The following is a 26,976-nucleotide window of genomic DNA, read 5'->3' on the forward strand; positions in this document are numbered from 1 at the left end:
ACCGCCGACTCCGCCGCCGCTTCCGCTTCCGCGTCCCCGGGCGGTTCCGGTTCCGCCGGTTCCTCCCGGTCCGCCGGGCCCGCGCCGGAGATCCTCGCCGCGTTCGAGGCCGCCAAGGGGTTCATGCCGGTCCACGAGGGGCTCGCCCTGTACGCGGCGGCGACCGAGGCCGGCGCGCTCGGACTGCCGATGCTGGAGGTGGGCACGTACTGCGGCCGGTCCGCCATCCTGCTCGCGGACGCGGCGCGGGCGGCCGGGGTCAGCGCGCTGACCGTGGACCACCACCGGGGCAGCGAGGAGCAGCAGCCGGGCTGGGAGTACCACGACCCGAGCGTGGTGGACCCCGAGATCGGGCTGATGGACACCCTGCCGACGTTCCGCCGCACGCTGCGCCGGGCCGGTCTGGAGGAGCACATCGTGGCGCTCGTCGGCCGCTCCCCGCAGATCGCCGCCGTATGGCACGGGCCGCTCGGCCTCGTCTTCGTCGACGGCGGGCACACCGACGAGCACGCGAACGCGGACTACGAGGGCTGGGCCCCGCACGTCGCGGAGGGCGGGCTGCTGGTGATCCACGACGTCTTCCCGGACCCCGCGGACGGCGGGCAGGCCCCGTACCGGATCTACCGGCGGGCGCTCGCCTCCGGAGCGTTCACCGAGGTCGCGGCCACGGACTCGCTGCGCGTGCTGCGCCGCACGGCACCCGGAATCTGATCGGCCCCGGACCCGCCCGCTCACCTGAGGGACCCGGACCGCACGTACGCCCGCGGGAGCCGGCTTCCGGCGCGGGGGCGGGGTGCTCCGGTACACCCGCGGTATAACCCCGTACGCCCGCGAGGCCCGGTTCCGACGCGGGGGCGTGGCGCTCCCGTACGCCCGCGAGGCCCGGGTCCCCGCGCCGTACGGGATGCTCCGGTACGCCCCATGGGGGCCGGGTTCCGGCGGCCCGGGCGGTCCGGCGCGCCGCGCCGGGGCCGGGGCCCGGGCTGCCCGCATGGGTAGCATCGCCGCGTGCCGTACGACGACAGCCCTCCCCCCACCCGCCGCGCCCGGCCACTGGCCGTGGCCGCCGCGCTGGCCGCCGTTTCCCTGACCGCCGCCGGATGCGGCGGCGAGCAATCCGACCGGCCCGACGCCGCCCCGCCCCGCCCGGGCGCGGACGGGGCCTCTCCCTCCGCTTCGGCTTCCGCTTCCGCTTCCGCTCCCGCCTCCGGGAAGCCGCTGCCGAAGGGCCCGCTCACCGGCCGGACCGTGGTGATCGACCCGGGCCACAACCCGGGCAACCGCGACCACACGCGGGAGATCAACGAGCAGGTGGACATGGGTACCGGCCGCAAGGAGTGCGATACGACCGGTACGTCCACGAACGACGGTTACGCGGAGGCCCGGTTCACCCTCGACGTCTCCCACCGGCTGCGCGCCCTGCTGGAGGCCGAGGGAGCCCGGGTGCGCCTGACCCACGACGCGGACCGCCCGTTCGGGCCGTGCGTCGACGAGCGGGCCCGGATCGGCAACGAGGCGAAGGCCGACGCGGTGGTCTCCGTGCACGCCGACGGATCGGCCGTGGGCAACCGGGGATTCCACGTGATCCTGCCCGCCCGGGTGAAGGGCGGCGGGGCCGACACCACGCCCATCGTGAAGAGTTCGGCCGATCTCGGCGCGCGTATCGCCGGGCACTTCGCTCGTACGACCGGAAGCGCCCCGTCCAATTACGTCGGCGGAAAGACCGGCCTGGACACCCGCGACGATCTCGGCGGACTGAATCTGTCGACCGTGCCCAAAGTGTTCGTCGAATGCGGCAATATGCGTGACCCGGAGGACGCCGCGCTGCTCACCAGCGAGAGTTGGCGGCAGAAGGCGGCCCAGGGCATGGCCGACGGCGTCAGCAGCTATCTGAAGGGGTAGTTCTGCGGTGATATTGGGGGGATACCCGATCACGATCCGGGTTCAGGAGCAACCCGCCCGGTCAGACGATAGATTCATCCGTACGATGGGGAGCCGCTCCCGAGCTTCGAGCCGCACCGGCGGCAGCGACGACCGCCCCGACGAGACGACCGACTAAGGACCTTCACGTGAATATCCGATCCCTCACTCGAGGTGACGGCGTGGTGATCGGAGCAGCGGTCGTGCTGTTCATCGCCTCTTTCCTCGACTACTCCAACTACTGCCGGTCGGGCGTCGACTGCGCCGGGATGGACAACCCGAACGCCTGGGACTCGCTCGGCCTTCTGATGAGCGTCTTCCTCGCCGGTGTCATCGCCGCGGCCCTCGTGGTCGTCAGCCGTGCGCTGCCGGGCCGCAAGGTGGCCTGGCTCGACCTCGGCCAGTTCGGCGCCGCGCTCTCGATCTTCGCCCTGTGGACCGCCTTCTGGACGATCCTCGACATCAGCAACGCGGGCGCCGGCCTGATCCTCGGCCTGCTCGCCGCCATCGTGCTGGCCGCGGGCGCGGTCGCCGGGCCGCTGGTGCCGTTCCTCAAGGCCCCGCTGCTCAGCCCGGCCTCTCCGGCGCAGGGCGTCCAGGGCGGCCAGGCCCCGTACGGCGCGCAGCCCAGCCAGGGCTACGGCTACCCGGGCGGCGGCGCCCAGCAGCAGCCGTACGGCGCGCAGCCGAGCCAGGGGTACGGCTACCCGGGCGGCCCGCAGCAGGGCCGGCCCGCGCAGGCCGACCCGGCGCATACGCAGCAGGCCCAGGCTCCGCAGCCCGCGCAGGGCGGCGCCGCTCCGGCGGGCGACTTCACCCCGTTCTGGTTCGCCGTGCCGGTGGCCCGCCCGCTGTACGGCGAGGACGGTTCGCCGAACCCGATCGCCGAACTGGCTCCGGGCACCTGGTACCTCGCGGTGGAGCAGCGCGGCCAGAGCCTGATCGCCCAGACGCAGGACGGCCGTCGCGGCGTCCTCCAGGACACCACGGGCATCCAGCGCGGCTGATCCCCGACGAGCGTCCCGCGGCCCCTCGCCCTTCCGGGCGGGGGGCCGTTGTCGTACAGTCCACCCGGCATGCTCACCTGACTGGGCGTCAGTTTCGGCTGGAGGAGGCGGAATGCGGCTCGGACTCGCGCTCGGCTACTGGGGCCGCGGCCCGGACCCCGGTCAACTCGCCCTGGTCCAGGAGGCCGAGGCGCTCGGCTACGACTCGGTGTGGACGGCGGAGGCATGGGGCTCGGACGCCTTCACACCGCTGACCTGGATCGCCGCCCACACCTCGCGCATCCGGCTGGGCACCGGCATCGCGCAGATGGCGGCCCGTACGCCGACCGCGACGGCCATGCACGCGCTGACCCTGGACCACCTCTCCGGCGGGCGGATGATGCTCGGCCTCGGCCTGTCCGGACCGCAGGTGGTGGAGGGGTGGTACGGGCGGCCGTTCCCCCGGAGCCCGCTGACCGCGACCCGCGAGTACGTGGAGGTCGTCCGGCAGGTGCTGGCGCGGAAGGGGCCGGTGGAGCTGGCGGGACGCTTCCACTCCCACCCGTACGACGGCCCGGACGCCACCGGCCTCGGCAAGCCGCTGAAGCCGATCACGCATCCGCTGCGGGCCTCGCTCCCCCTCCTGCTGGGCGCGGAGGGGCCGAAGAACATCGCGCAGACGGTGGAGATCGCGGACGGCTGGCTGCCCCTGTACTGGTCGCCGCTGCGCACGGACGTCTACGAGGCGTCGCTCGGCGGCCTCCGGGACGGTTTCACGGTCGCTCCGATGGCCCGCGCCCATGTCTGCGACGACGTGGCGGAGGGGCTGTGGCCGGTGAAGGCGATGCTCGGCTTCTACATCGGCGGGATGGGGCACGCGGCCCGCAACTTCCACGCCGACCTGATGGCCCGCATGGGGTTCGAGGAGGAGGCGCGCCGCGTCCAGGACCTGTTCCTCCAGGGCCGCAAGGAGGAGGCGGTGCGGGCGGTGCCGGACGCGTTCGCCGACGAGATCGCGTTGATCGGGCCGCGCGCCCGGATCGCGGAGCGGCTGGAGCTGTGGCGCGCGGGCCCGGTGACGGATCTGCTGGTCACCGCTCCGGACCCGCACACCCTGCGGGTCCTGGCGGAGCTCAACTCCTGAGGGCCGAGCCGCCGGCCGCTCAGCCGAACGAGGAGCGGTCCAGCCAGAAGTCCAGCAGCGCCGCGTCGCCGAGCACCTCGACCCGCGAACTGGTCGGTTCCAGGCGGCGGTTGAAGACGAGCATCAGATCGGTGAGCGAACCGCGCAGCGCGACGGTCGCCTTGTCGTGCGCGTGCCGCCAGGTGAAGCGGTCGTCGCCGAACTCGATCAGCCACTCCGCACCGGGCACATCGGTGGCGTGCAGGTGCAACGAGCGTCCGCCGCCGCGCAGATCCGCCGCCTCCGGGTCGCCCTCCTCCTGGGCCAGGGCGACGATGCCCAGCCACTCCTCGATGGTGTCGGCGGCGACCTCGGCGTCGACCTCGTACGGGGCGCGGGCGGCGAGCGCCGCGTCCGCCCGGTGCACGGCCGTCTCGTGCGTCATGCGGCGCGCCCAGAAGGCCGTACGCCGCTCGGTCACCCACGTCCACACCTCGGTGTCCGGCCCGGCTTCCCGCAGCGCGGCGACGACGGCGGCCGCGCCTTCGGCGAGCCAGGCGTCCAGCGCGGCCGGGTCCTCGCCGTCCGGCCCCTCGGCGCCGGGCACCTCGTCCTCCGGGAACTCCTCGGTGGCCCGGCTGCGGACGATCTCACCGGCCCAGCGGTGCGCGGCGCCGACATGGACCGCGAGCTCGCGCAGGGTCCAGTCGGGGCAGGTGGGGACGGTCGCGGTGAGATCCGCGCCGGTCAGCACCGCGCGCAGGGCGTCGGTCTGGGCGAGGATCTCATCGCAGTAACGGGCGTGGGAGAGAAGCGTCATGGGGCGCACCTTAACCGGCGGCTCCGGGATGATCATCCGGATTACCGTCAGGGTGGCCATCTGCGCGGATCGGCATTGCGGCGCCCCGCCGCGACGGCCTCGGCTCCGTCCGCCCCCGGTCCACCGCGCGGGCTCCCCAGGCCCTTCGGACGACCGCCCCGACCCGTCCGGCCATCGCCTGGGTTTCACCCTGCGTAAAGCGGCAACCAGACCTCCATGTCTCCCAGAACCCGTTCAGGAACCAGTTCAGCGGCGCGTGTGATCGCCGTCGTGGCCGACATCCTGGCCTTCATCATCATCCTCTGGATCGTGATGTACCTGCTGGACGCCAACCGCGGAAACGACTTCGTGCAGTGGGTGCACGACGCGGCCCGCTGGCTGGCCGGCTGGTCGTACGACCTGTTCACGTTCGACCGGGCCTGGGCGAACGTCGTCGCCGGCTACGGTCTGGCGGCCCTGGTCTACCTCTTCATCGGACACGCCGTGGCGGGCCGGATCCGGCGCTGAGCCGGACTCGCTCACCACACGGCACTGGTTCGGCCCGGCGCGTACGACAGCGCCGGGCCGAACCGCCCTCGTCCCGGCCGGTGTTCAGCGACAGCAGTCCGGCTCCAGGCCGACCGGCAGCCGGTCGCCCCCGAAGACCGCGGTGGTCGCCTCGTCCCCTCCGAGCGCGGCCACCGCGAGCAGCAGTGATCCCGCCGTCCAGGTGGTCAACTCCTCGGGCCAGAAGGCCCGTTCACCCTCGAACACGTATCCCGTCCAGTACAGCCCGCCCTCGGCGCGCAGGTGCTGGATCGACTGGAGGATCTCCAGCGCCCGGTCCGACTCCCCCGTCACCCAGAGGGCGAGGGCCAGTTCACAGCTCTCGCCGCCGGTCACCCAGGGGTTGGGCAGTACGCAGCGCACCCCGAGGCCGGGTACGACGAAGCGGTCCCAGCCCTCCTGGATGCGGGCGGTGGCCTCGGCCCCGGTGACCGCGCCGCCGAGGACCGGGTAGTACCAGTCCATCGAGTAGCGGCCCTTGTCGAGGAAGCGCTCGGGGTGGTTGCGGATGGCGTGCGCCAGCGCTCCGGTCGCCAACTCCCAGTCGGGCTGCGGCTCCTCGCGCTGCTCGGCGATGGCCAGCGCGCAGCGCAGCGCCTGGTGGATCGAGGAGGAGCCGGTCAGCAGCGCGTCGTCGACGGGCTTGCCGTCCGGCTCGCGCTTCCAGCCGATCTGCCCGCCCGGCTGCTGGAGCCGGAGCACGAACTCGACCGCGGCGAAGACCGTGGGCCACATCCGGTCGACGAACGCCTCGTCCCCGGTGGCGAGGTAGTGGTGCCAGACGCCGACGGCCACGTACGCGACGAAGTTGCTCTCCAGGCTCCGGTCGGTCGGCCGGTGCGGATCACCGTCGTGGTAGGCCGCGTACCAGGAGCCGTCCGCGTTCTGGTGGCGGGCGAGCCACTCGTAGGCGCGGGCGGCCGCCTCGTGCTCGCCGGCCGCGTCCAGGGCCATCGCCGCCTCGGTGTGGTCCCACGGGTCGAGGTGGTGCCCCCGGAACCAGGGCAGCGCCCCGTCCTCCCGCTGTACGGCGGCGATCGCGGCAACCGTCTCGGCGGCCTGAGACGCCGTCAGGACGCCGGGGAGAACGAGGTGTTCGGTCTGCTCGGGGGTGCTCACGCCTCGGCCTTCGGAAGGTGCGGCTTGGTGGCGTAGGCGACGAAGCTCTTGCCGACGACCGGGTTGAGGAGCTGCTCGGCGACCCGGGTGGCGAGCGGCTTCTTCATGATGTCCCAGACCAGGAGCTTGTGGTACGCCCGCACCGGCAGGGCCTTGTCGTTGTCGACGCCGAAGGCGCACTTGAGCCACCAGTACGGCGAGTGCAGGGCGTGCGCGTGGTGGGTGCCGTACGGCTTGAGTCCGGCCTCGCGCATGCGGGCGAGGAGCTGGTCGGCCTTGTAGATGCGGATGTGACCGCCCTCGACCTCGTGGTACGCGTCGGAGAGGGTCCAGCAGATCTTCTCGGGGCCGTAGCGCGGGACGGTGACGGCGATGCGGCCGCCCGGCTTGAGGACCCGGACCATCTCGGCGAGGACGCCCTTGTCGTCCGGGATGTGCTCCATGACCTCGGAGATGATCACGACGTCGAAGGAGTCGTCGGGGAACGGCAGGTTGAGGGCGTCGCCCTCCATCGCGGTGGCGGTGGCGCCCTCGGGGGCCTCTCCGGCCTCCTTCATCGCGGCGAACCACTTGGCGACCTCGCGGATCTCCTCGCCGTTCTGGTCGAGGGCCACGACCTGTGCTCCGCGCCGGTAGCACTCGAAGGCATGCCGCCCGGCACCGCAGCCCAGGTCGAGCACTCGGTCGCCGGCGGCGAGCGGGAAGCGGGTGAAGTCGACGGTCAGCACGGGGGCCTGCCTTCGAGGTCGGAGGTACGGGTGGCGATGTGCGGGCGGAGGGCGCCCCGGGGGTGCGCGGTCACCTGCGGACTCCGCGGGCGGCGATCGCCCGGCGGTACAGCTCGGCCGTCCCGGCGGCCGCGCGGGCCCAGGTGAAGTTGGCCAGCACCCTCTCGCGCCCGGCGGCCCCGAGGCGGGCGCGCAGCTCGGGGCTGTCCAGCAGTCGGGCCAGCGCCCCGGCCAGCGCGTCGGGGTCACCGGGGGCGACGGCGAGGCAGGTCTCCCCGTCGCGGCCGGAGACCTCCGGGATCGCGCCGCCGGTGGTGGCGACGAGGGGGGTGCCGGTGGCCATGGCCTCGGCGGCGGGCAGCGAGAAGCCCTCGTACAGCGAGGGCACGCAGGAGACCTGGGCGCTGCGCACGAGGTCCACCAGCTCGGCGTCGCTGATGCCCTTGACGAACCGGACGGCGTCCGCGAGGCCGTGCCGCTCGATCGCGCGGGCGACCGGCCCGTCCTCGGCGCGCTTGCCGACGACGACGAGGTGGGCGTCGGGATTGCCGGTGCGCAGTTTGGCGAGCGCGTCGACGAGGTGGACGAGCCCCTTGAGGGGGACGTCGGCGCTGGAGGTGGTGACGATGCGGCCCGGGACCTCGGCGACGGAGGGGTCGGGTGACCAGAGGTCGGTGTCGGCGCCGATGTGGACGACGCTGATCCGGTCCGCGCGGACGCCGAGGTCCTCGACTATCTCGTCGCGGGAGGAGCCGGAGACGGTGAGGACGGTGTCCAGCTTGCGCGCGACCCGCTTCTGCATGCGGGTGAAGGCGTACCAGCGGCGTACGGAGGCGCGTCGGCGGCGGCCGGTCGCGGCCGCCAGGTCGAGCCGGCGGTCGACGGTGATGGGGTGGTGGATCGTCGTCACCAGCGGGGCCCCGATGTCGCCGAGGAGCCCGTAGCCGAGGGTCTGGTTGTCGTGGACGACGTCGAACTCGCCGCGCCGGGCCAGCAGGTGGCGGCGGGCGCGCAGGCTGAAGGTGAGGGGTTCGGGGAAGCCGCCGGTCCACATGGTGGCGACCTCGGCGAGGTCGATCCAGTCCCGGTACTCCCCGCGCTTCGGCGTACGGAACGGGTCAGGCTGCCGGTACAGGTCCAGGCTGGCCAGCTCGGTGAGCGGAACGCCCTCGTCGAGCACCGGGTAGGGCTGGGCGCCGATCACCTCGACGCTGTGGCCGAGGCGGGCCAGCTCCCTGCTGAGGTGGCGTACGTACACGCCCTGGCCGCCGCAGAACGGATTCCCCTTGTAGGTGAGGAGTGCGATGCGCAACGGCCGGTCGGCGGCCCCGGAGGTGGTGCCGTCGCCCGTGCGGGGGCCTGTCTCTACGGCCTCAGCGGTCACACTCGGCCCCCTTCTGACTGCGTGTTCGCCGGAGCGTAACCGGTCGCGCTAATCTAGAACAAGTTTCAGAGTTGCTGGAACTAGTTTGCTACTTGATCGCTCGACGTGCATCGAATCTACCGGCAGGTAGCGTCGGCGGAGAGGCCGGATCAGGTGATTCGCGCCACGACGGACGCCCCTGGCATGCTGTGCGCGCCCGGACGGCCCGTTTCGCCCGTCCGGGTGGATCAAGCCATGGATCATGGACGTGGATCGGGGGCAGCATGACCGCGGACGCCAGACCGGCAGCGCCTGCGCTGACCGAGCGCCAGGAGGCCCGTCGCCGCCGCATCCTGCACGCCAGCGCGCAGCTGGCCTGCCGGGGCGGGTTCGAGGCGGTGCAGATGCGGGAGGTGGCGGAGGCCGCCGGGGTCGCGCTGGGCACCCTCTACCGCTACTTCCCGTCCAAGATCCATCTGCTGGTGGCGACCATGCAGGATCAGCTCCAGCAGCTGCACACGACGCTCCGCAAGCGGCCTCCGGCCGCCGACGACGCGGCCCAGCGCGTGGCCGAAACCCTGATGCGCGCGTTCCGCGCCCTGCAGCGCGAACCGCACCTGGCGGACGCCATGGTCCGCGCCCTCACCTTCGCGGACCGCGGCGTGAGCCCCGAGGTGGACACGGTCTCCCGGCTCACGACGGCGATCATCCTGGACGCGATGGGCCTGGAACACCCCACGCCGGAACAGCTCTCGGCGGTCCGGGTCATCGAGCACACCTGGCACTCGGCCCTGATCACCTGGCTCTCCGGCCGCGCCTCGATCGCCCAGGTGAAGATCGACATCGAAACGGTCTGCCGCCTCATCGACCTGACGGCGAAGCCGGCTCAGGGCTGAGGGTTCGGGGGCCGGGGCTGAGGATTCGAGGGCCCGGAGCCCATGGGCCAAGGGCCCAGGGGGCTGACCGGGCGGACAGGGGGGCGCGCCGGGGCCGTTCCCCTCGTCCCCTCTACAGCGGCTACTGAGGTTGAACTCGTGATGTCGTGTCTCTGCTCAGGCGGGTCTGATGGTCAGGCCGGTCTCGGCGAGGCAGCCGCCTATGAGGTCGCTGCGGTACTGGATGTGCCGTGGACCGCGTCGGATGCGCTGGACGAGGTGTTCGGGGGTGGAGAAGGCGACGTTGGAGAGCCAGCCGCGTCGTAGGAGGGACCAGATCCCTTCGACGGGGTTGAGGTCGGGTGCGTAGGGCGGCAGATAGTAGATAGCCCGCCAGTCCCGGGAGGCGGCGAACTCCCGCAGTCCGGCGGCTTTGTGGACGTTGAGGTTGTCCCAGATGAGCACGATCGGGCCGCCGAGCTGCTGGTGTGGCGGTCAACATGTCCTGGTAGTCGCGCCAGGAGAAGCTCTTACGGCCGTCGCGCCGACCGTCGCCCTTTCGCGGCCGGTAGATCAGCCGGGACCGGTGGCCGGGTTCGTAGCAGGTCAGCGCTGCGATGGATATCCGTCTGCGGGAATGGCCGGGGACCCGCACCACCGGGGTCCGCCCGCGCTGCGACCAGGTCTTCGCCTGCGGCGGCGTCATGGAGAAACCGGCTTCGTCCTCGAAGACGAGCCAGGCCCCACTTACCGCCGCAAGTCTTCCGCGCAGGGCCACACCTCCCGGGCCCACCCGGCCACCGCACCGTCGTCCCGCTCCATCGCCCGCCGGGCCGGGACCTGGCAGGACCAGCCGTTGCGCACCAGCAGCTTGCGCACACCCTGGATCGTGCAGGTCAGGTGGAAGCGCCGGCCGATCACCGTTCTCACGCGGCTCAGGGCCCAGCGCTGGCCCTCCCAGCCGTGCGCGGCCGGCCCCTTCGCCAGCTCCGCCTCCATGTGGCCGAACTGCTTCTCGCTACGTCGCACGGTCGACAGAGAACAGCGATGCCATGCTCCGAACCCTCGCCAGAGCCTCGCCGACGGTCGAGATCCAGTTGAACGACCTCTCGTTCTCGTAGCGTCCCTCCACATCTTGAAGGCGCTCAACAGGTGAGGCTTCAGGGGTTGTTCCTGTCAGATGCGTGCGATGCTGTGCCAGGACACCGAGATGTTCTCGGTCCGCTTCGGATACTTCGCCAACTCCCGCGCGGACCAGTGCGAAATCCCGGCCCTGTCCGGCGGCGTCACGCGTGTCAGCGCAATGATGCGGGCCCGCTCCTGGGCCGGGGCGGGCACGTGGCGACCATGCGCAGGTATCGCATTTCATTGCGGAGGCGTACAAATATGGCCGAATGCAGCCAGCTGCAAATTTACGAGATCGAGAAGGCAAGTGATCACGGAAGAACATGTACAGTCCGGTGCATCAGCGGAACTGCTCGCCTCGGACAGGTTTTCGTGCTTGCTCCAGAAGATTATGACGCGCCCGCAGGCCTGCATCTCACTTTGACCAGGATTGAACGATATGGAAATGCCGTCGAATTCTTTGACCCTCCCCACACTGCCAAAGTGGAGCTTTCCGGAGACTCAGGGGCGCCCCTGAGTCGCGGGTCGATCATTCAGAGCTCACTCTGATGCATGCTCACCAGCTTCGCTCGCCCACTCGATCAGTCGCGTGCCCTTCGGCCAGTCCTTCCGCCCGTTGAGCCCCTCGGCAACCCCCAGGCCGAATCGTTGACCAGTTCACTTCTGTCCACCAGGCCACACAGCAGGCATGACAGTGCCGGCGGAACACATTCGATATGACCTGAAGGCTTCAACGGGCCTCGTCGCAGGCGAAGGCCACCGAAGGGAACGGCATGGCCATAGGAAATAAGAACCTCCTGGGAATCGCCGGAGATCTTTCTTCATCTTCACCGAAGGCGAGAGAGGAAGCTTCGGAGAGAATCTGCGATTGGGTTCACTCGTTCGACCGGAGAGAGGTTCGAACAGTAGCCACACTTCTCTCATCGGCAGTGGCGACAGAAGAGGACAGAGATTGCCGCGAAAGCGAACTGAACGCTCTCAGCGAACTGACTGCGTCCGGTCTGGTCGAAGCCGAGGACGTCGTAGCACTCCGCGAGCTACGACGTGACCTCCTGACGGAGCCGGACGCCGAACACTACGATTACCTCGCGAGCGAATACTTCTGACATCGGATCGGGGAGATAGACAGAAATCCGATCACTGATTGAAGCATGATGCCTATCCACCACAAATGGTCAATCCTGGCGACCTTCGCCGGCCCGTCAGAGCCGACACGCCCAACGGTCGAGAGCACAAGATGAGTCGAAAAATCGACGAAACGAAATCCCTGGAGCAGATCGAGGGAATCAAATGGCCAGCACCTCCACCCGATGCTACCGGCCTGGTGAAAGCATCCTACGAACTACGCAAACTACCCATGGGCCGTCTTGATGCGCACGAGGTCAGCAGGCTCATCGGGCAGGACATCGGCGTTCCCTGGCTACTCCCGATCGCGCTGGATATCCTTCACAGAACGGCGCATGACCAGTCCTTGAGTGACTTCAACGATGACGATCTGCTGACGGCGGCACTGACGAGGAAGTCGCACGTATGGCGATCCAACCCGGGCTGGGTTACCGAGATGAAAGAGATCATCGCAGCGCTCGACGGCATTTCGTCATACATTCGGGAGGACATTCAGAATTCCTCAAAGAGAGTAGCTCCCAGAAGTAGCTTTCACCGTTCCAAACGTGCTCAAAGCAAAGAGCGCCCATGTGGTCGCCGGCATCGACGTGGAACCGGCCCCCTGACGATCGACGCCACGATGCCCGATGCTCTGGAGCAACTCGACGTACAGCGGCACGCGAAGGCATGGCACCTCGCCGGTCCAAAGTGCGGAGCTGCCCTCATTCCACCGCCACAGGACGGTGGCGCTGCCGTCGGATGGGTTCCCGTACACGACATCGCGCCCCCAGCCCCGCTCCCCTCACTCCTCCGGCGGGAAGACCACCTCGCCCGATCCCGCCAGCGTCAGCGTGATCGCCTCCACCGGGCAGCCCTCCGCCGCCGTCAGGAGCTGTTCGGCCGCGTCGCGGTCCTCCGGGGTCGGGTGGGACTGGCGGGCGGTGTCCAGGCGGAAGGCGTCCGGGGCGTGGTGGACGCACATGGCGGAGCCGATGCAGACCGAGCGGTCGACCTCCACGTGCCAGCGGTCGCCCATCACGCCTCCCGGTAGCCGGCGGGCAGGTGGATCATCTTGTGCTCGAAGAACTCGCCGTAGCCCTCGGGGCCGAACTCCCGCCCCAGGCCGGAGTCCTTGTAGCCGCCGAACGGGCCGAGCATGTCCAGGCTGAAGGTGTTCACGCTGTACGTGCCCGTGCGCACCCGGCGGGCCACCTCGATGCCGCGTTCCGTGTCCGCCGTCCAGACGCTGCCGCTGAGGCCGTACGGGGAGTCGTCGGCGATGCGGATCGCCTCGGCCTCGTCGGCGTACGGGATCAGGCAGATCACCGGGCCGAAGATCTCCTCGCGGGCGATCCGCATGGAGTTGTCGACCGAGCCGAAGAGAGTGGGTTCGACGTACCAGCCGCGCTCCTGCGAGGCGGGGCGGCTGCCGCCGGTGAGGATCTTGGCGCCCTCCTCCTGGCCCAACCTGATGTATTCCAGGGAGCGTTGCTGCTGGCGCCGGGCCACCAGCGGGCCCAGTTCGGTGGCCGGGTCCAGGGGGTCGCCCACGCGCAGGGCCCCCGCCGCCGCCGCGAACGCCTCGGCGATCTCGTCGTACCGGGAGCGCGGGGCCAGGATGCGCGTCTGGGCCACGCACGCCTGGCCGTTGATCATCCAGGCGAACGGGACGATGCCCGCCACCGCCGCCTCCAGGTCCGCGTCCGGCAGGATGACCGCCGCCGACTTGCCGCCCAACTCCAGGGTGACGCGCGTCAGATGGCGCGAGGCCACCTCCATCACCCGGCGGCCGGCCGCCACCGATCCGGTGAAGGACACCTTGTCCACGTCCGGGTGGCCCACCAGGTACTCGCTGACCTCGCGGTCGGCCGGGAGGATGGAGAGGACCCCGGGCGGCAGCCCCGCCTCCTCCACGATCTCCGCCAGCACATAGGCGTCCAGCGGGGTCTCCGGGGAGACCTTCAGGACGGCCGTGCAGCCGGCCAGGAGGGCGGGGGCCAGTTTGGCGGCGGCCGTGAACTGCGGGACGTTCCACGGGACGACCGCCGCCACCACGCCCACCGGCTCGCGGCGGACCAGGAGCGGGCCGAGGACGCCGTCGCGCCGTTCCTCGTACGGGAACGTCCGCGCCACCGTGATCGCCGAGTCCCAGACCATCATCGCGGCCAGCGCCTGCACCATGACGCTCGAACTGTAGGGCGTGCCGTTCTGCGCGCTGATCAGCCGGGCGAACTCCTCGTGGCGTACGGCGAAGGCGTCCTTGATCCGGGTGATCACCGCGATCCGCTCGTCCGGCGTCATGCGGGGCCAGGGGCCCTCGTCGAAGGCACGGCGGGCGGCGGCGACCGCCCGGTCCACATCGCCCTCCGAGGCGTGCGGAACGCGGCCGATGACCTGTTCGGTGTGCGGCGAGATCACCTCGATGACCCCGGTGGAGAGCGGGTCGGTGAACTCCCCGCCGATGAACAGCTTTCCGTGTTCCACGCGCTCGGTCATGCCCGTCGCCTCCCGCCGCCCGGCACCGCCGTCTGACTGTGCGTCAGAACTGATACCAGTTCCTGTTCCAGGAGTCCACGGTGCGAACGGCCCCCCGGCCGAAAGAAGTGGTGGCCCCGGGCTACCACTGGAACGAGTTCTCGTTACAGTGGAGGCCGAGGCGGAGAGGGGAAGCCCATGACGCGGGTGACCGACCACGGCGGAGGCGTCCACAGCATCGAGGTCCCGATCCCGGACAACCCGCTGGGGCACACCCTGGTCCATCTCGTGGACACCGGCCGAGGGCCCGTCCTCATCGACACCGGGTGGGACGACCCCGCCTCCTGGGACACGCTGGTCGCCGGGCTCTCCGCCCTCGGGACCGCGGTCTCCGACGTCCACGGCATCGTCATCACCCATCACCACCCCGACCACCACGGGCTCTCCGGCCGGGTCCGCGAGGCGTCCGGGGCCTGGATCGCGATGCACGAGGCCGACACCGCGATCGTCCGCCGCACCCGGGAGGCGGAGCCCGGCACCTGGCTCGACTACCTCACCCGCAAGCTCGCCGCCGTCGGCGCGCCCGACGACCACCTCGCCCCGCTGCGCGCGGCCCGCGCCGGCGGCCGGCTGCGGACCCTGCCCGGACTGAGCGCCGCCCTCCCCGACCGCGAGATCGTCCCCGGCGAGCTGCTGGACCTCGCCGGACGGCGGCTGCGGGCCGTCTGGACGCCCGGCCACACCCCCGGCCACGTCTGCCTCCATCTGGAGGAGCGGCATCCGGCGAACCTCCCCGGGCACGGGCGGCTCTTCTCCGGGGACCACCTGCTGCCGGGGATCAGCCCGCACATCGGGCTGTACGAGGACCCCGACGACACCGCCGTCACCGACCCGCTCGGGGACTACCTCGCCTCGCTGGAGCGGATCGGCCGGCTCGGAGTCGCGGAGGTGCTGCCCGCCCACCAGCACGCGTTCACCGACGCGGGCGGACGGGTGCGGGAGCTGCTGGCCCACCACGAGGAGCGGCTGACCGGACTCCTCGCCCTGCTGGCCACCCCCCTCACCCCGTGGCAGCTCGCCGAGCGGATGGAGTGGAACCGGCCCTGGGAGCAGATCCCGCACGGTTCGCGGTCGATCGCCGTCTCCGAGGCCGAGTCCCATCTGCGGCGCCTGGTGAAGCTCGGCCGCGCGGAGGCCATCCCGGGCGGCCCCCCGGTGACGTACATCGCCGTGTGAGCCCCACCCGGCCCGGACCCGGTGACGTACAGCGCCGCATGAGCCCGGGGCCCGGCCCGGACCCGGTGACGTACAGCGCCGTGTGGTCCCCACCCGATGACCTGGGTTCTCCCGGCGACGCGCCTCGCCTCTCGGGCCTCGCCCGCCCGGAGCCCCGGTGACGTACGTCGCGACGTGGAGCCCCCGGCCGCTCGCTACGGACCGGTAGAGTGGGCAGGTCGTCATCATGCCCGTACAGGGGGAAGCCGGTGCATATCCGGCACCGCGCCCCAGCCGTGACCCGTCCGTCCGACGGCAGCCGGACCGCCCTCCGCGGAGCGTGACCGGCTCGGGCCACCGGAACCCCGGTGGCCGGCACCGTCGAGGCATACGGGGCCGGAGCCCGGCGCCCCCGTGCGTCCGCGGAGTCCGGCCCTCGCAGGAGAGGCCCAGCCAGCCATGACCGTACGCCGCAGCGCAGCCGCGCTCGCGACCACCGCCGTGCTCCTGGGAGCCGCCGCCCCCGCGGCGGTCGCCGCGCCGAGCCCCTCCCCGTCGGCGGAGCTGCCGGCCGGGCTCTACGGCACCACCGACCCGACCTACGACGGGGTGTGGCGGCAGTCGCTGGCCTTCCTCGCGCAGAAGATCGAGTTCGTCACGCCGTCGACGCAGGCGGTGGACTGGCTGGCGGGCCAGCAGTGCGACAGCGGCGCGTTCACCTCGTACCGGGACGCCTCCAAGCCGTGCGACTCCTCGACGGTGATGGACACCAACGCCACCGCCGTCGCCGTCCAGGCCCTGGTCGAGATCAACCAGCGCCGCGAGGAGGCCAACAACGGGGCCGACTGGCTCAAGTCCGTACAGAACCCGGACGGCGGCTGGGGCTACAACCCCGGCAGCCCCAGCGACGCGAACTCGACGTCCATCGTGATCGGCGCCCTGGCCCGCACCGGCGTCCCGATCAACGAGGTCTCCACCCCCGACGGCAAGACCCCGTACACCGCGCTCCAGTCGCTGGCGATCGCCTGCGGCGAGAAGGACGGCGGTGCGTTCGCCTACCAGCCCGGCAAGAAAGGCGAGCTGGCCGCCAACCCGGACGCCACCGCGGCCTCGGTGCTCGGTCTGATGGGCAAGGGCATCGCCGCCGGGACGTCCAACGCGGTCAAGGACCCCTCCTGCACGAAGGGCGACGACCTCAGCCCGGAGCAGAGCGCCCAGAACGGCGCCTCCTTCCTCGCGGACACGCTGAAGAAGAAGCCGTACCTGGAGCAGGCCCCGATGCCGGGCGCGGAGGACACCGCACCGCAGCCCGACTACGGCAACACCGCCGACGCCGTCGTCGCCCTCGCCGCGTCCGGGCACACGGACAAGGCCGAGGCGTCCGTCGACTGGCTGGAGAAGAACGCCGCCGCCTGGTCGAAGGCGGGCGGCCCCGCCGCCACCGCGCAGCTGATCCTCGCGGCGCACGCCACCGGCGCGGACGCCCGCGGCTTCGGCGGCGTCGACCTCGTCAAGCAGCTCAACGGCATGGGCCCCTCCCCGGCCGCCACCGCGCAGCCCTCCCCCACGCCGACCGGCCCGCAGCCCTCCAGCGGCACCGACAGCGACGACAGCGGGCTGAGCCTGGGCTGGCTGATCGGCATCGGGCTGCTCGCCGGCACCGGCATCGGCTTCCTGCTCAGCATGCGCCGGAAGAAGCAGCAGCCGTGAGCCCCGCCTCGCAGGAGACGGCGGGTGCCGGCCGTACGCCGGGCCCGGCGCGGCCGCGCGTCCCGCTCGTCTCCCTGCTGGCCGCCCTGGTCGCCGCCTCCGCCGTGCTGCTCGGCGGCGCGGGCAGCGCCGAGGCCGCCGGGTACCGCTACTGGTCGTTCTGGCAGGGCAACGGCACGACCTGGGAGTACGCCACCCAGGGGCCGTCCCTGCTGCGCCCGGACGACGGCACGGTCCAGGGGTTCCGGTTCGCCGTGAGCGAGGACTCGGGCGACGCCTCCCAGCCGCGCCGCGCCCCGGACTTCGGGGCGATCTGCGCGGACACCCCGGCGAAGGACGGGTCCAAGCGGGTGGCGCTGGTGATCGACGCGGGTACGGCGGCGGACGCCCCGGACGGGGAGGAGCCGCCCGCTCTGCGCACCGCCTGCGCCCGGGTCGCGCCGGACGCCAGCAGCGCGGAGGCGCTCGCCGCGGTGGCGAAGCCGCTGCGGTACGACAGCAGCGCCATGCTCTGCGCGATCTCCGGCTACCCGAAGTCGGGCTGCGGCGAGCAGGTGTCCGGCGACTCGGGCAGCGCCGAGCCGTCCGCCCCCGCGAAGACGCCCGGTGACCGGGCCGGGGGCGGGGAGGGTGACGGCGGAGGCCCGTCCGTCGGGCTCGTCGTCGGTATCGGCGCCGTCCTGCTGCTGGGCGTCGCCGCCGTGGTCCAGGCGCGCCGCCGCCGGTGACCGGCTCCCCCGCCGTCCCGGCCCGGGTGCTGCGCCGCGCCCTGCACGCCCCCGAGGCGGACCGGGGCAACGCGCTGCCCGCCGGGGCGTGGTGGCTCTGGGCGCTGGGCCTGGCCACCGCCGCGTCCCGGACGACCAATCCGCTGCTGCTGGGTCTGCTGGTCGGGGTCGCCGGGTATGTGGTGGCGGCGCGGCGCACGGACGCGCCGTGGGCCCGGAGTTACGGCGCGTTCGTCAAGCTCGGGCTGTTCGTGGTGGCGGTGCGGCTGCTGTTCTCCGTCTTCCTCGGCTCGTCGATCCCCGGTTCGCACACCGTGCTGACCCTGCCCGAACTGCCGCTGCCCGACTGGGCGCAGGGGGTGCGGATCGGCGGCCGGGTCACCGCCGAGCAACTGGTGTTCTCGCTGTACGACGGGATGAAGCTGGCCACGCTGCTGATCTGCGTCGGCGCGGCGAACGCGCTGGCCAATCCGGCGCGGCTGCTGAAGTCGCTGCCGGGTGCGCTGTACGAGGCGGGGGTCGCCGTCGTGGTGGCGATGACGTTCGCGCCGAACATGGTGGCCGATGTGGTCCGGTTGCGCACCGCGCGCCGGCTGCGGGGCCGGCCGACCGGGGGTGTGCGGGCGGTGGCGCAGATCGGACTGCCCGTGCTGGAGGGCGCGCTGGAGCGGTCGGTGGCGCTGGCCGCGTCGATGGACGCGCGGGGGTACGGGCGTACCGCCGAGGTCCCGGCGGCCGTCCGGCGCACCACGAACGTCCTCACCCTGGGCGGGCTGCTCGGGGTGTGCGCCGGCGCGTACGGACTGCTGGCCGCGCAGGGGGCGGTGTACGGGCTGCCGTTGCTGCTGGCCGGTCTGGTGACGGCGATGGCCGGGCTGCGGCTCGGCGGGCGGCGCTCGGTGCGGACCCGCTACCGGCCGGACCGGTGGGGGGCGCGGGCCTGGCTGGTGGCGTGCTCGGGTGCGGCGGTCGCGGCGGCGATGATCTGGGCGGGCGCGGTCGATCCGGACGAGCTGCGCCCCGGGGTCGTGCCGCTGACCGCGCCGGTGCTGCCGCTGTGGCCCGCCGCGGCGGTGCTGATCGGGCTGGCGCCCGCGCTGGTCGCCCCCGTACCACCGCCGTCCCGGGGGGCCAGGAAGCAGGAGCGACGCGGCAAGGAGAAGGCGTGATCAGGTTCGAGCGGGTCTCCGTACGGTACGAGGGTGCGGAGCGTCCCACGCTGTCCGGGGTCGACCTCACGGTCCCCGAGGGCGAACTCGTGCTGCTCGTCGGACCCTCGGGTGTCGGTAAGTCGACTCTGCTGGGTACGGTCCCGGGGCTCGTCCCGCATTTCACGGGCGGGCTGCTGTCGGGCCGGGTCACGGTGGGCGGGCGGGACACGCGGACGCACAAGCCGCGGGAGCTGGCCGACCTGGTCGGGACGGTGGGCCAGGACCCGCTGGCCCACTTCGTCACGGACACGGTCGAGGACGAGCTCGCGTACGGCATGGAGTCGCTGGGGCTGGCCCCGGACGTGATGCGGCGCCGGGTCGAGGAGACCCTGGACCTGCTGGGCCTCGCGGAGCTGCGCGACCGGCCGATCGCCACGCTGTCGGGCGGCCAGCAGCAGCGGGTGGCGATCGGTTCGGTGCTCACCCCGCACCCGAAGGTGCTGGTGCTGGACGAGCCGACCTCGGCGCTGGACCCGGCGGCGGCCGAGGAGGTCCTCGCGGTGCTCCAGCGCCTCGTCCACGACCTGGGCACGACGGTGTTCATGGCCGAGCACCGGCTGGAGCGGGTGGTGCAGTACGCGGACCGGGTCGTGCTGCTGCCCGCCCCGGGCGAGCCCCCGGTGACGGGGCCGCCCGCCGAGATCATGAAGGTGTCGCCGGTCCGGCCGCCGGTGGCCGAGCTGGGGCTGCTGGCGGGCTGGGACCCGCTGCCCCTGTCGGTACGGGACGCCCGGCGCGCGGCCGGCGGGCTGCGGGAGCGGCTGGCGGGGGCGGCGCCCGCGCTGGCCCCGGGAGCACCGGGGCCGGTGCCTCCGCTTCCGGCGGCTCCGCTTCCGGTGCCTGCTGTGCCGCCGCTTCCGCCGGTCGTGGAACGGCCGCGTCCGGGGCGGTTCGCCCGGCTGCTGGGCCGGGGCCGGGAGCGGGGCGGCGACCGTACGGAGGGTGTGCCCGCCGACGGGTCCGCCGTGCCGTCCGCCGACGGCCCCATCGCCCTGGTCGAGGGACTCGGAGTGCGGCGCGGCCGGGTCGAGGCGCTGCGGCGGGTGTCGCTCACCGTGGCTCCGGGCGAGGCGGTGGCCCTGATGGGGCGCAACGGGGCCGGCAAGTCCACCCTGCTCGGGGCGCTCGTCGGGATGATCGAGCCCACCGCGGGCACCGTGCGCGTCGGCGGCCGGGCCCCCGCCCGGACGGACCCGCGGGCGATGGTGCGCCGGGTGGGGCTCGTACCGCAGGAGCCGCGCGATCTGCTGTACGCGGACACGGTGGCGGCCGAGTGCGCCGCCGCCGACCGGGACGCGGGCGCCCCGGAGGGAACGTGCCGGGCGCTGGTGTCGGAGCTGGTGCCGGGGGTCGCGGACGACACCCACCCCCGGGACCTGTCCGAGGGCCAGCGGCTCGCGCTCGCCCTGGCGCTGGTGCTGACGGGCCGCCCGCCGCTGTTGCTGCTGGACGAGCCGACACGGGGCCTGGACTACGCGGCGAAGGCCCGGCTCGTCGGGGTCCTGCGGGGGCTGGCGGCCGAGGGGCACGCGATCGTCCTGGCGACGCACGATGTCGAGCTGGCGGCGGAGCTGGCGCACCGGGTGGTGATCCTCGCGGACGGGGAGGTCGTCGCGGACGGCCCGACCGGGCGGGTGGTGGTCTCCTCGCCCGCGTTCGCCCCGCAGACGGCGAAGATCCTGGCCCCGCAGGAGTGGCTGACCGTGTCCCAGGTGCGCGGCGCGCTGGAGGCGGGAGCGTGAGGGCCGAGGTGAGGGAGCGGGCGCCCCGGCCCGTGCGGCTCGGGCCGAAGTCGGTGGCCGCGCTGGTGCTGGTCAGCGCGGTCGGAGTGGTCGCCTTCGGGTGGCCGCTGCTGGCCGGTGCCGACTCCGGGCTGGCCCACGCCCAGGACGCCCCGTGGCTGTTCGCCGCACTGCTGCCGCTGCTGGTCGCGGTGGTGGTGGCGACGATCTCCGAGTCCGGAATGGACGCGAAGGCCGTCGCGATGCTCGGCGTGCTGGCGGCGGTGGGGGCCGCGCTGCGCCCGCTGGGGGCGGGCACCGCGGGCCTGGAGCCCATGTTCTTCCTGATGGTGCTGAGCGGGCGGGTGCTGGGCCCCGGGTTCGGCTTCGTCCTCGGCTCGGTGACCATGTTCGCCTCCGCCCTCCTGACGGGCGGGGTGGGGCCGTGGATGCCGTTCCAGATGCTGTCGATGGGCTGGTTCACGATGGGCGCGGGGCTGTTGCCCGGCCCGGACCGGCTGCGCGGGCGGGCGGAGTTGGCGATGCTCGCGGTCTACGGGGCCGTGGCGGCGTTCGCGTACGGCACGATCATGAATCTGTACGGCTGGACGATCGTCCCCGGTCTGGCCTCGGGCATCTCGTTCGTCGCGGGCGACCCGCTGCACGAGAACCTGGTGCGGTTCCTCGTCTACTGCGCGACCACCTCGCTGGGCTGGGACCTGGGGCGGGCGGTGCTGACGGTGGTCCTGACGCTGGCGCTCGGCCCGACGCTGCTGAGGGCGCTGCGCCGGGCCACCCGGCGCGCCGCGTTCGACGCGCGGGCGGTGTTCGGGGAGCCCGAGGGGACGGCCCCGGGCTCATCGTGAAGGGCCACCGGGGCTACTGGGGCCCTCGGGTCGGTCGGGACCACCGGGGCCGTCGGGCCTGCTGAGGCCGTCGGGTCACCGGGGCCCTCCCGGTTGCTGGGGCCGTCGGGGCCACCGGAGCCCTCCTGGCCGCTGGGGCCGTCGGGGCCACCGGGCCTGCCGCCGCCACCGGGCCCGCTGGGGCCGTCGCCGGGTCACAGCCGCTGAATGATCGTCCCCGTCGCCAGGGCGCCGCCCGCGCACATCGTGATCAGCGCGAACTCCTTGTCGCGGCGTTCCAGCTCGTGCAGGGCCGTGGTGATCAACCGGGCGCCGGTCGCGCCCACCGGGTGCCCGAGCGCTATCGCCCCGCCGTTGACGTTGACCTTCTCCAGCCCGTCGAGGTCCGCCTCGAACTCCTGCGCCCAGCTCAGCACCACCGAGGCGAACGCCTCGTTGATCTCGACGAGGTCGATGTCCCGCAGCGACATCCCGGCCTTGCCGAGCACCGCCCGGGTCGCGTCGATCGGGCCGTCGAGGTGGTAGTGCGGGTCGGCGCCGACGAGGGCCTGGGCGACGATCCGGGCGCGGGGCTTGAGCCGCAGCGCCCGCGCCATCCGCTTCGACGACCACAGGATGGCCGCGGCCCCGTCCGAGATCTGCGAGGAGTTCCCGGCGGTGTGGATCGCGCTCGGCATGACCGCCTTCAGCCCGGCGAGCGCCTCCATCGAGGTGTCGCGCAACCCCTCGTCCCGGTCGACGAGCCGCCACATGCCCTGCCCGGCCGCCTGCTCGTCCTCGGTGGTCGGGACCTGGACGGCGTACGTTTCCCGCTTGAAGCGCTCCTCCGCCCAGGCGGCGGCCGCCCGCTGCTGGGAGAGCAGTCCGAGCGCGTCGACCCGCTCCCTGGTCAGGCCGCGTTTACGGGCGATGCGCTCGGCGGCCTCGAACTGGTTGGGCAGGTCCACGTTCCACTCGTCGGGCCAGGGCTTGCCCGGACCGTGCTTGGAGCCGCTGCCCAGCGGCACCCGGGACATCGCCTCGACGCCGCAGCTGATGCCCACGTCGATGACGCCCGCCGCGACCATGTTGGCGACCATGTGGGACGCCTGCTGCGAGGAGCCGCACTGGCAGTCCACCGTGGTCGCCGCGGTCTCGTACGGCAGTCCGACCGTCAGCCAGGCGGTGCGTGCCGGGTTCATCGACTGCTCGCCGGCGTGGGTGACGGTGCCGCCGACGATCTGCTCGACGCAGTCGGCCTGGATCCCGGTGCGCCCGAGCAGTTCACGGTAGGTCTCGCCCAGCAGGTAGGCGGGGTGCAGGTTGGCGAGCGCGCCTCCGCGCCTGCCGATGGGGGTGCGTACGGCTTCGACGATGACGGGTTCCGCGGCCATGAGCTCGTCCTCTCCTCGCGCTTCCGCAGGGGGCGTCCCGGCGCCCGCGGAAGGAACTAGTACGCGTTCTAGTTATGTCGAGCAGTCTCGTGACGGCGGCCCGACTGCGCAAGGGGCGTGCACGCACCGCACGGACGCCTTCCGGCGAGGTGGCCGGTACGCACCGACGAGGTGGCCGGTACCCGACGGCGGCGGCGGAAACCGATCGGGCCGCGGCTCTTGCCACTTGTAGAACCCGTTACTACCTTGCGGGCAACTCCTGATGGACCGTCAGAAAATCGAACAGCTCATCGGACGGCGCCGGTTCGCCGCCGGCCGCCGGAGTGGAGAGGTGCCCATGCGCTGCCCCCATCTTCCCGACGGGTTCGACTTCACCGATCCCGATCTGCTCCAATCCCGGGTGCCGCACCCGGAGTTCGCCCTGATGCGGGAGACCGCCCCGGTGTGGTGGTGCGCCCAGCCGCCCAACATCTCCGGCTTCGGCGACGAGGGCTACTGGGCCGTCACCCGGCACGAGGACGTCAAGTACGTCTCCACGCACCCCGAGTTGTTCTCCTCGCACACCAACACCGCCGTCATCCGCTTCAACGAGACGATCAGCCGCGACCAGATCGACGTCCAGAAGCTGATCATGCTGAACATGGACCCGCCGGAGCACACCCGGGTCCGCCAGATCGTCCAGCGCGGCTTCACGCCCCGCGCGGTCCGCTCGCTGGAGACGGCCCTGCGGGCCAGGGCCCGTTCCATCGTCGGGACGGCTCTGGACTCGGCGGGGGCGGACGGCTCCTTCGACTTCGTCACGAACATCGCCGTGGAGCTGCCGCTCCAGGCCATCGCCGAACTCATCGGCGTGCCGCAGGAGGACAGGTCCAAGATCTTCGACTGGTCCAACAAGATGGCCGCGTACGACGATCCGGAGTACGCGATCACGGCGGAGGTCGGCGCCGAGGCGGCGATGGAGATCGTGGCGTACTCGATGAACCTGGCGGCGGCCCGCAAGGCGTGCCCGGCGCGGGACATCGTGAGCCGGCTGGTCGCGGCGGAGGGCGAGGGGAACCTGTCCTCCGACGAGTTCGGCTTCTTCGTGATCCTGCTCGCGGTGGCCGGCAACGAGACCACCCGCAACGCGATCAGCCACGGCATGCACGCCTTCCTCACCCACCCCGAGCAGTGGGAGCTGTACAAGCGGGAGCGGCCGAAGACCACCGCCGAGGAGATCGTGCGCTGGGCGACCCCGGTCGTCTCCTTCCAGCGGACCGCCACCCAGGACGTGGAGCTGGGCGGCCGGCGGATCAGGGAGGGGGACCGGGTCGGGCTGTTCTACTCCTCGGCCAACAACGATCCCGAGGTGTTCGACGCCCCGGAGACCTTCGACATCACCCGCGACCCCAATCCGCATCTCGGCTTCGGGGGCGGCGGCCCGCACTTCTGCCTCGGCAAGTCGCTGGCGGTGATGGAGATCGACCTGATCTTCAACGCGATCGCCGACGTGCTGCCGGACCTGCGGTTGCTGGAGGACCCGCGGCGGCTGCGGTCGGCCTGGCTCAACGGGATCAAGCAGCTCCAGGTGACGACGGCGACGGCGGCCTGACCCCGGCTCACGGACGCCCGCCCCGCCGGGAGGCGCGGAGCGGGCGTCCGTGCGGTGGGCGCCCGCGCGCCGGGCCCGGGAGGCGCGGGCGCCCGTCAGCCGGGGCGGTGCCGTCTTCCCGGTCGCCCTCCGCTACGTGCCGGCGAGCTTCTCCGCCGGCTCGCGTTCCGGTACGAGGGCGGGCGCGGCGGGCCGCACCGGTGCGGCCTCCGTGGAGGCGGGTTCCGTCTCCACGGGGTCCACCGCCCCCGGCTCTCCGTCCGCCCCCTCGGCCTCCCCGGTCTCCCGGGACGTCCCGGTCTCCCCGGACCTCCCGGCCGACCCGGTCTCTCCCGACTTCCCGGTCGCCCCGGTGCCCCGCTCCCCGTCGGCCGCCAGCCTGCGCGGCCCCGACAGCAGGTACGTCAGCCCGAAGCCCAGCGAGACGACGAGGGCGCCGCCCACCGCGTCGAGCACCCAGTGGTTGGCGGTGGCCACGATCGCGGCGATCGTGAAGATCGGGTGCAGTAGGCCCAGCGCCTTCATCCACAGCTTCGGTGCCAGCATCACGATGACCACCCCGCACCACAGCGACCAGCCGAAGTGCAGCGACGGCATCGCCGCGTACTGGTTGGTCACGGTGGTCAGCGTCCCGTAGTCGGGCTTGGCGAAGTCCTGCACCCCGTGGACCGTGTCGATGAAGCCGAGGCCGGGCATGAGCCGGGGCGGGGCCAGCGGGTAGAGCCAGAAGCCGACGAGCGCGAGCAGCGTGGCGAAGCCGATGGAGGAGCGGACCCACCGGTAGTCGGCGGGACGGCGCACGTACAGCACGCCGAGGATCGTCAGCGGGACGATGAAGTGGAACGTGGAGTAGTAGTAGTCGAAGAACTCGCGCAGCCAGTCGATCTCGACGACCGCGTGGTTGACCCAGTGCTCGATGTCGATGTGCAGCCACTGCTCGATGGCGTGGATCTGCCGGCCGTGCTCCTCGGCGAGCGGGCGGCCCGCCCGGGCGGCGAGGCGGACCTGGGCGTAGGCGTCGTAGACGACCCGGATGAGCAGGAGTTCCAGCAGCAGGTTGGGGCGGGTGCGGACCCGGCGCCAGAACGGCAGGAGCGGCACCCGTCTCCAGCGCGCGGCGGCCGGTTTCGCGTAGTCCGTGGGGACCGGGTGCTGCCAGTACGGCGAGGTGCGGGGCAGGAACGGGGCGAGGCAGGCCGCGCCGAGCGCCGCGAGCAGCAGGATGTTGTCGCGCAGGGGGTGGAGCGCCCCGATGTTCGGCAACAGCATCGTCCCCGGCAGGGTGACGGCCAGGAGCACCACGGACGGCCACACCAGCCGGTCGGAGGCCCGCTTGCCGACCCGGCCGACGACCGCGAGGAGCACCCACAGGAGCTGGTGCTGCCAGGCGGTCGGGGAGACGGCGACCACGACGCAGCCGGTCACGGCCACCGCGAGGAGCAGTTGACCGTCCCGCGCGTACCGCACCGCGCGCCGCAGGCCGACGACCGCCACGGCCGCGGCGATCACCAGGAACAGCGCGATCTCCAGGGGCCCTTCGAGGCCGAGCCGGAGCAGCGCCCCGTGCAGGGACTGGTTGGCCAGGCTGTCCGGCCGCTCCCCGAGCCCGGCGCCCGCGAGGTGGTGCACCCAGTACGTCCACGAGTCCTTCGGCGCGGCGGCCCACGCGGCCGCCGTGGCGAGGGCGAAGGCGGCGCCCGCGCTCACGGACGCCTGCCGCCGGCCGGTCAGCCAGAGGAGGGCGGCGAAGAAAAGCAGCACCGGCTGGAAGGCGGCGGCGATGCCGACGAGGACGCCCGCCGCCCGGTGTTCCCGGACGACGAACCAGCCCAGCAGCACCAGAAGGACCGGCAGGATGCTCGTCTGGCCCAGGTGCAGGGCGTTGCGCACCGGCAGCGACAGCATGAGCAGGCTGATCGCGACGGGCGCCGCGAGCAGCGCCGTCCGGCGGCCCACCGGGGAGGGCAGCGCCCGCGCCGCGACCAGGCCGAGGGCCACGACGAGCAGCAGCGACCCGAAGGTCCAGGCGACGCCGAGGGTCTGCTGGGCCGATGCGGCGAGAGGTTTGAGGACGAGGCCGGCGAAGGGCGTGCCGGAGAACCGGCCGCCGTCGTACAGCGACCCCGTCACGTGCAGGACGCCGCTCTCACCGATCCAGGTCTCCAGATCGAGGAGCCGTTCGTCCGGCGGCTGCCGGAGCACCACCGCCACCTGCCGTACCGCCAGCGCGGCCACGATCAGCCAGAGCAGGGCCCGGGTCAGCCCGCTCCCCGCCGCTCCCGCGTCCGCCACCGCGTCACCGCGCACACTGTGATCCGCATTCACCACGCTGCGCCGACCCTCCCACCGTTCCATGCATCGCCCCTTCGAGTCGGGG

The 26,976-nt window shown here is 72.5% G+C and carries 22 protein-coding genes and 2 pseudogenes; 15 read left to right on the forward strand and 9 right to left on the reverse strand.

What is annotated here, in order from left to right:
* Positions 1–123: 123 nt before the first annotated feature.
* The 4 genes from IF19_RS0110620 to IF19_RS0110635 all read left to right on the forward strand — a co-directional run bounded on the left by IF19_RS0110620 (position 124) and on the right by IF19_RS0110635 (position 4,050).
* Positions 124–711, forward strand: coding sequence for a class I SAM-dependent methyltransferase (locus tag IF19_RS0110620; RefSeq protein WP_234310379.1), 588 nt, complete (start codon positions 124–126; stop codon positions 709–711).
* A 297-nt stretch (positions 712–1,008) separates the two neighbouring features.
* Positions 1,009–1,902 carry an N-acetylmuramoyl-L-alanine amidase gene (locus IF19_RS0110625; protein ID WP_030117882.1) on the forward strand — a complete coding sequence of 298 codons (894 nt, stop codon included), beginning with the start codon at positions 1,009–1,011 and terminating at the stop codon, positions 1,900–1,902.
* 167 nt (positions 1,903–2,069) lie between these two features.
* Entirely contained in the window at positions 2,070–2,927 is an 858-nt protein-coding gene (locus IF19_RS0110630; protein WP_030729091.1) for a DUF5336 domain-containing protein, read from the forward strand.
* A 112-nt stretch (positions 2,928–3,039) separates the two neighbouring features.
* Entirely contained in the window at positions 3,040–4,050 is a 1,011-nt protein-coding gene (locus tag IF19_RS0110635; RefSeq protein WP_030117879.1) for an LLM class F420-dependent oxidoreductase, read from the forward strand.
* A 19-nt stretch (positions 4,051–4,069) separates the two neighbouring features.
* On the opposite strand, the gene IF19_RS0110640 is transcribed toward IF19_RS0110635, so the two are convergent.
* Positions 4,070–4,849: a maleylpyruvate isomerase family mycothiol-dependent enzyme gene (locus tag IF19_RS0110640; RefSeq protein ID WP_030117878.1), complete on the reverse strand. Its 780-nt coding sequence runs from the start codon at positions 4,847–4,849 to the stop codon at positions 4,070–4,072.
* A gap of 216 nt (positions 4,850–5,065) precedes the next feature.
* Between IF19_RS0110640 and IF19_RS0110645 the strand changes: the two genes are divergently transcribed.
* The gene (locus IF19_RS0110645; RefSeq protein ID WP_030729087.1) at positions 5,066–5,356 is read left to right on the forward strand and encodes a hypothetical protein; all 291 of its coding nucleotides are present in this window, start codon (positions 5,066–5,068) and stop codon (positions 5,354–5,356) included.
* An 84-nt stretch (positions 5,357–5,440) separates the two neighbouring features.
* Here the strand turns inward: IF19_RS0110645 and IF19_RS0110650 are convergent, their stop codons facing one another.
* The 3 genes from IF19_RS0110650 to IF19_RS0110660 form a co-directional block, all read right to left on the reverse strand.
* On the reverse strand, positions 5,441–6,514 hold the full coding sequence (locus tag IF19_RS0110650; protein ID WP_030276449.1) for a glucosidase family protein: 1,074 nt from the start codon (positions 6,512–6,514) through the stop codon (positions 5,441–5,443).
* Positions 6,511–7,242 (reverse strand): class I SAM-dependent methyltransferase, encoded by a 732-nt coding sequence (locus IF19_RS0110655; RefSeq protein ID WP_030117874.1) that lies wholly within the window; start codon positions 7,240–7,242, stop codon positions 6,511–6,513. The genes IF19_RS0110650 and IF19_RS0110655 overlap by 4 nt, the downstream gene beginning before the upstream one ends.
* 70 nt (positions 7,243–7,312) lie before the next feature.
* Entirely contained in the window at positions 7,313–8,626 is a 1,314-nt protein-coding gene (locus IF19_RS0110660; RefSeq protein WP_030117873.1) for a glycosyltransferase family 4 protein, read from the reverse strand.
* A 263-nt stretch (positions 8,627–8,889) separates the two neighbouring features.
* Between IF19_RS0110660 and IF19_RS0110665 the strand changes: the two genes are divergently transcribed.
* Positions 8,890–9,501 (forward strand): TetR family transcriptional regulator, encoded by a 612-nt coding sequence (locus IF19_RS0110665; protein ID WP_030117872.1) that lies wholly within the window; start codon positions 8,890–8,892, stop codon positions 9,499–9,501.
* 156 nt (positions 9,502–9,657) lie between these two features.
* On the opposite strand, the pseudogene IF19_RS1000000138900 reads toward IF19_RS0110665, so the two are convergent.
* Positions 9,658–10,515 (reverse strand): annotated as a pseudogene (locus IF19_RS1000000138900) (IS630 family transposase); the annotation flags it as partial.
* 863 nt (positions 10,516–11,378) lie between these two features.
* Here IF19_RS1000000138900 and IF19_RS1000000137400 point away from each other — a divergent pair.
* Positions 11,379–11,711 (forward strand): hypothetical protein, encoded by a 333-nt coding sequence (locus IF19_RS1000000137400; protein ID WP_128647755.1) that lies wholly within the window; start codon positions 11,379–11,381, stop codon positions 11,709–11,711.
* A gap of 131 nt (positions 11,712–11,842) precedes the next feature.
* Positions 11,843–12,142: pseudogene (locus IF19_RS1000000138905) on the forward strand (contact-dependent growth inhibition system immunity protein); the annotation flags it as partial.
* 369 nt (positions 12,143–12,511) lie between these two features.
* Here IF19_RS1000000138905 and IF19_RS0110695 read toward each other — a convergent pair.
* Positions 12,512–12,745 carry a ferredoxin gene (locus IF19_RS0110695; protein WP_030117870.1) on the reverse strand — a complete coding sequence of 78 codons (234 nt, stop codon included), beginning with the start codon at positions 12,743–12,745 and terminating at the stop codon, positions 12,512–12,514.
* Complete coding sequence (locus IF19_RS0110700; RefSeq protein ID WP_030276456.1) at positions 12,745–14,205, reverse strand: aldehyde dehydrogenase; 1,461 nt, start codon at positions 14,203–14,205, stop codon at positions 12,745–12,747. Before IF19_RS0110700 ends, IF19_RS0110695 begins: the two co-directional genes overlap by 1 nt.
* A 177-nt stretch (positions 14,206–14,382) precedes the next feature.
* On the opposite strand from IF19_RS0110700, the gene IF19_RS0110705 reads away from it, so the two are divergent.
* The 6 genes from IF19_RS0110705 to IF19_RS0110730 all read left to right on the forward strand — a co-directional run bounded on the left by IF19_RS0110705 (position 14,383) and on the right by IF19_RS0110730 (position 21,635).
* Complete coding sequence (locus IF19_RS0110705) at positions 14,383–15,420, forward strand: Strvi_7410 family MBL fold metallo-hydrolase (RefSeq protein WP_030117867.1); 1,038 nt, start codon at positions 14,383–14,385, stop codon at positions 15,418–15,420.
* A gap of 438 nt (positions 15,421–15,858) precedes the next feature.
* On the forward strand, positions 15,859–17,109 hold the full coding sequence (locus IF19_RS0110710; RefSeq protein WP_030117866.1) for an SCO2321 family membrane protein: 1,251 nt from the start codon (positions 15,859–15,861) through the stop codon (positions 17,107–17,109).
* Entirely contained in the window at positions 17,106–17,837 is a 732-nt protein-coding gene (locus tag IF19_RS0110715; protein WP_030117865.1) for an SCO2322 family protein, read from the forward strand. Before IF19_RS0110710 ends, IF19_RS0110715 begins: the two co-directional genes overlap by 4 nt.
* Entirely contained in the window at positions 17,834–19,006 is a 1,173-nt protein-coding gene (locus IF19_RS0110720) for an energy-coupling factor transporter transmembrane component T (protein WP_030121917.1), read from the forward strand. Before IF19_RS0110715 ends, IF19_RS0110720 begins: the two co-directional genes overlap by 4 nt.
* Positions 19,003–20,790 (forward strand): ABC transporter ATP-binding protein, encoded by a 1,788-nt coding sequence (locus tag IF19_RS0110725; protein ID WP_030276457.1) that lies wholly within the window; start codon positions 19,003–19,005, stop codon positions 20,788–20,790. The genes IF19_RS0110720 and IF19_RS0110725 overlap by 4 nt, the downstream gene beginning before the upstream one ends.
* Positions 20,787–21,635, forward strand: a complete 849-nt coding sequence (locus IF19_RS0110730; RefSeq protein ID WP_030117860.1) for an ECF transporter S component — start codon at positions 20,787–20,789, stop codon at positions 21,633–21,635. Before IF19_RS0110725 ends, IF19_RS0110730 begins: the two co-directional genes overlap by 4 nt.
* Before the next feature lie 194 nt (positions 21,636–21,829).
* Here IF19_RS0110730 and IF19_RS0110735 read toward each other — a convergent pair whose 3' ends face one another.
* Entirely contained in the window at positions 21,830–23,008 is a 1,179-nt protein-coding gene (locus IF19_RS0110735; RefSeq protein ID WP_030117859.1) for a steroid 3-ketoacyl-CoA thiolase, read from the reverse strand.
* A gap of 337 nt (positions 23,009–23,345) precedes the next feature.
* On the opposite strand from IF19_RS0110735, the gene IF19_RS0110740 reads away from it, so the two are divergent.
* Positions 23,346–24,599 (forward strand): cytochrome P450, encoded by a 1,254-nt coding sequence (locus tag IF19_RS0110740; protein WP_030117858.1) that lies wholly within the window; start codon positions 23,346–23,348, stop codon positions 24,597–24,599.
* 132 nt (positions 24,600–24,731) lie between these two features.
* On the opposite strand, the gene IF19_RS0110745 is transcribed toward IF19_RS0110740, so the two are convergent.
* The gene (locus IF19_RS0110745; RefSeq protein WP_234313203.1) at positions 24,732–26,954 is read right to left on the reverse strand and encodes a bifunctional glycosyltransferase 87/phosphatase PAP2 family protein; all 2,223 of its coding nucleotides are present in this window, start codon (positions 26,952–26,954) and stop codon (positions 24,732–24,734) included.
* Positions 26,955–26,976: the final 22 nt, after the last annotated feature.

Source organism: Streptomyces californicus (assembly GCF_000717645.1).
In the GTDB taxonomy this organism is placed as follows: Bacteria; Actinomycetota; Actinomycetes; order Streptomycetales; family Streptomycetaceae; genus Streptomyces; species Streptomyces californicus.